The following is a 3,844-nucleotide window of genomic DNA, read 5'->3' as shown; positions in this document are numbered from 1 at the left end:
GACGCGGCTTGGCCTCGGTGGCCTCGGCCGCCGTCTCCACGGCCGCCGCCGTCTTACGCGTGCGGCGCGGCTTGGCCTCGGCGGTCTCCGTGGCCGCGGTGGCTTCGGCGGTGTCGAGCACCGTCTCGGCCGTCGTCGCCTTGCGGGTGCGGCGCGGCTTCGCCTCGGTGGCCTCGGCCGTGTCGACCGCGGTCTCCGCCGCGTCCGCCACCTTGCGCGTACGGCGGCGCGGCGTGGTGGCCGGGGCCTCGACGGCCTGCGCGGACACCGGCTCGGGGGAGTGCGCGGTCTCGGCCGGAGAGACCGCCGGCTCCGTCGTCAACGTCGCCTCAGCGGACTTGCGGGTCCGGCGGCGGCGCGGCTTCTCGGTGGCCTCCGCGGCGTCGAGGGCCGTGCCCTCCGCAGTCGCCACGGCGGTCTCCGCGGCCGGGGACTCGACGGCCGTGACCACGGCCGGCGCCGTCTCCGAGCCCGAGCCGCCGCGGGTACGGCGACGACGGCGCGGGGTACGGGACGCGGTTCCGTCCTCCGCCGCGGGCGTCCGCTCGAGAGCGGGTGCGGTGGTCGACTCTGCCGCGACCGGCTGCGTCGCGTCCATCGGCGTACCGCCACGCGTACGACGGCGGCGACGCGGCGTACGGGCCGCACGCTCGTGGTCGGCGGAACGGGACTCGCCCCGGTCGCCTCGCTCGCCCCGGTCCCGGTCGTTCCGGTCGGCACGGTCGCCGCGGCCACCACGACCGCGTGCCGCTCGCCCGCCCGGCTCGCCCAGGTCTTCGAGCTCCTCCGCGTCGAGGCCCGCGCGCGTGCGCTCCGTGCGCGGCAGGACGCCCTTCGTCCCCGCGGGGATGTTCAGTTCCTCGAAGAGGTGCGGGGACGTGGAGTACGTCTCCGGCGGGTCGCTGAAGTTCAGCTCCAGCGCCTTGTTGATCAGCTGCCAGCGCGGGATGTCGTCCCAGTCGACGAGGGTGATCGCGATGCCCTTGGCGCCCGCGCGGCCGGTACGGCCGATGCGGTGCAGGTACGTCTTCTCTTCCTCGGGGGACTGGTAGTTGATGACGTGGGTGACGCCCTCGACGTCGATGCCGCGCGCGGCGACATCGGTGCAGACGAGGACGTCCACCTTGCCGTTGCGGAAGGCGCGCAGCGCCTGCTCGCGGGCGCCCTGGCCGAGGTCGCCGTGGACCGCGCCGGAGGCGAAGCCGCGGCGCTGGAGCTGCTCGGCGATGTCGGCGGCCGTGCGCTTGGTACGACAGAAGATCATCGCCAGTCCGCGGCCCTCGGCCTGCAGGATGCGGGCGACCAGCTCCGGCTTGTCCATGGAATGCGCGCGGTAGACGTGCTGCGCGGTGTTCGCGACGGTCGCGCCCTGGTCGTCCGGCGAGGTGGCGCGGATGTGCGTGGGCTGCGACATGTAGCGGCGGGCCAGGCCGATGACCGCGCCCGGCATGGTCGCCGAGAACAGCATCGTCTGGCGCTTCGGCGGCAGCATGTTGATGATCTTCTCGACGTCGGGCAGGAAGCCCAGGTCGAGCATCTCGTCGGCCTCGTCGAGGACGAGCGACTTGATGTGCTTGAGGTCGAGCTTCTTCTGGCCCGCGAGGTCCAGCAGTCGGCCCGGGGTGCCGACGACGACGTCGACGCCCTTCTTGAGGGCCTCGACCTGGGGCTCGTACGCCCGGCCGCCGTAGATGGCGAGGACGCGCACGTTGCGCACCTTGCCCGCGGTCAGCAGGTCGTTGGTCACCTGGGTGCAGAGCTCGCGCGTGGGGACGACGACGAGCGCCTGCGGTGCCTCGGTGAGGGCCTCGGGACGGGCGCGACCGGCCTCCACGTCGGCGGGGACGGTCACGCGCTCGAGGAGCGGGAGGCCGAAGCCCAGCGTCTTGCCGGTGCCGGTCTTGGCCTGGCCGATGACGTCGGTGCCCGTCAGGGCGACGGGAAGCGTCATCTCCTGGATGGGGAAGGGGTTGATGATGCCGACGGCCTCAAGGGCCTCGGCGGTCTCGGGAAGGATTCCGAGCTCTCGGAACGTAGTCAGGGTGCTGCCTCTTCTGTGTGGGCGGTGCGAGGCGAGCGCGGGGGTCGTGTCAGGACCGTGCCGGGGACGTCGGCTGCCTTACGGGTGGGCCGTAGGGCACGGGACCACTGCCGACGCTCTAGCGCTCGAACCGCTGAGGGTTCCCTCCGATCGTCGTACGCACAGTGCCGTACGGTCAGGGAGGGCTGTCGGGTCGGAGCCGATCGGGCCACCGACCGGGCATCCTCATACGTGCGGCCTGTCGAGGTACGACTGAGTACCAGCAGGCGCATTACCACCATACCCTGGAATCGCGCACACGTGTTGGCCGATTCGGTCACGTAGTCGTCGTCACACCGATTCGCGTCGTCGTGGTCACACTGATTGACCAGGGACTTCCGTCACGCGGCGAGCGGGCTATTGTGCGCTTCATGACGAGCTCTGACAAGCCCGAGAACGCCCCCGAGACCGCCGCCGAGTCCGCCGGAGCCGCCGAGTCCGCGGCGCCCGCCGAGCGCACCGGAATCGCCGCCCAGAACTGGGCGCAGGCATCCGCCGAGCCACAGTACCGCGCCGCGGTCGTGGACCTGCTGGGTGCCTTGGCGTACGGCGAGCTGGCGGCGTTCGAACGGCTCGCGGAGGACGCCAAGCTGGCGCCGACGCTGGCGGACAAGGCGGCGCTGGCGAAGATGGCGTCGGCCGAGTTCCACCACTTCGAGCGGCTGCGCGACCGGCTCACGGAGATCGGCGAGGAGCCGACCCACGCGATGGAGCCCTTCGTCGCCGCGCTCGACGGATTCCACCGGCAGACGGCCCCTTCGGACTGGCTGGAGGGCCTGGTCAAGGCGTACGTCGGCGACTCGATCGCCAGCGACTTCTACCGCGAGGTCGCCGCCCGTCTCGACACGGACACGCGTGAACTCGTCCTGGCCGTCCTCGACGACACCGGGCACGCCGGTTTCGCGGTGGAGAAGGTGCGCGCGGCCATCGACGCGGAGCCGCGCGTCGGCGGACGGCTCGCGCTGTGGGCGCGCCGGCTGATGGGTGAGGCCCTGTCGCAGTCCCAGCGGGTGGTCGCCGACCGTGACGCGCTGTCGACGATGCTCGTCGGCGGAGTCGCCGACGGCTTCGACCTCGCCGAGGTCGGCAGGATGTTCTCCCGGATCACCGAGGCGCACACCAAGCGGATGGCGGCGCTGGGACTGGCCGCCTAGGACAGCGGCCCGGGCCTGGCCCGGGCCTCGTCTTCTTCGTCCTACGTCGTTCGTCCTGCGGCCCGCGTTCTCCGCGGCGCCTTGGGCGGCTGAGAGCGCCTGCGGCGGTCACGCCGGCGCTGATCGACGCCGGAGCCTTCCCGCGGGGCGCAGCAGCAGCGAGAGCGAGGCGGTGCCCACCACCGTCGCGCCGAGCAGGCTCGGCAGGAAGCTGCCGGGGCCCAGCGCGGTGTGGGTGACGAAGTCACCGAAAAGAGCGCCCGCGACGCCTGTCGCGAACACGAGGTGCCGGGTCGGCAGTCGGTGGGAGAAGCGGTGGTTCGCTGCCCATGCGAGCACGACACCGAGCAGAGCGGAACCGAGCGCTTCCAAGATCATGTCGGGTCACTCCAAGCGGCCGGACTGTGTACCAAGGTCGTAGCCCGTCATACCCGTGACCTGCGGAATGCAATCCTCCCCTGTGGGTGAGTTGTACGCCGTCGGTGAAGAAAACGATCAGAGGGGCCCCGGGCCGGCCGCTACCCCGGCCCCCCGGATCGGGTTTTGGGAACGTTGGCCGCGCGCGCGCGGGGGGGTGCCCCCGGGCGGCCCCCGGCGCCGCCGAAACCGC

3 protein-coding genes are annotated in these 3,844 nt (G+C 72.3%); 1 reads left to right on the top strand and 2 read right to left on the bottom strand.

The window, feature by feature from the left end; genetic code table 11:
* Window positions 1-1,951 (bottom strand): DEAD/DEAH box helicase (locus ACFV0T_RS33655; RefSeq protein WP_385787812.1); only part of this gene is annotated, 1,951 nt, incomplete at its 3' end.
* Between the two features lie 500 nt (window positions 1,952-2,451).
* Between ACFV0T_RS33655 and ACFV0T_RS33650 the strand changes: the two genes are divergently transcribed.
* Entirely contained in the window at window positions 2,452-3,234 is a 783-nt protein-coding gene (locus tag ACFV0T_RS33650; protein ID WP_385787689.1) for a ferritin-like fold-containing protein, read from the top strand.
* Between the two features lie 108 nt (window positions 3,235-3,342).
* On the opposite strand, the gene ACFV0T_RS33645 is transcribed toward ACFV0T_RS33650, so the two are convergent.
* A complete protein-coding gene (locus ACFV0T_RS33645; protein WP_385787686.1) occupies window positions 3,343-3,612 on the bottom strand; it encodes a hypothetical protein in 270 nt (89 codons plus the stop codon).
* Between the last annotated feature and the right edge of the window lie 232 nt (window positions 3,613-3,844).

Origin of the sequence: Streptomyces sp. NPDC059582, from assembly GCF_042735715.1 — a bacterium.
In the GTDB taxonomy this organism is placed as follows: Bacteria; Actinomycetota; Actinomycetes; order Streptomycetales; family Streptomycetaceae; genus Streptomyces.
The sequence above is the reverse complement of the archived record's forward strand: the minus strand, read 5'-3'. Positions and strand labels throughout refer to the sequence as shown.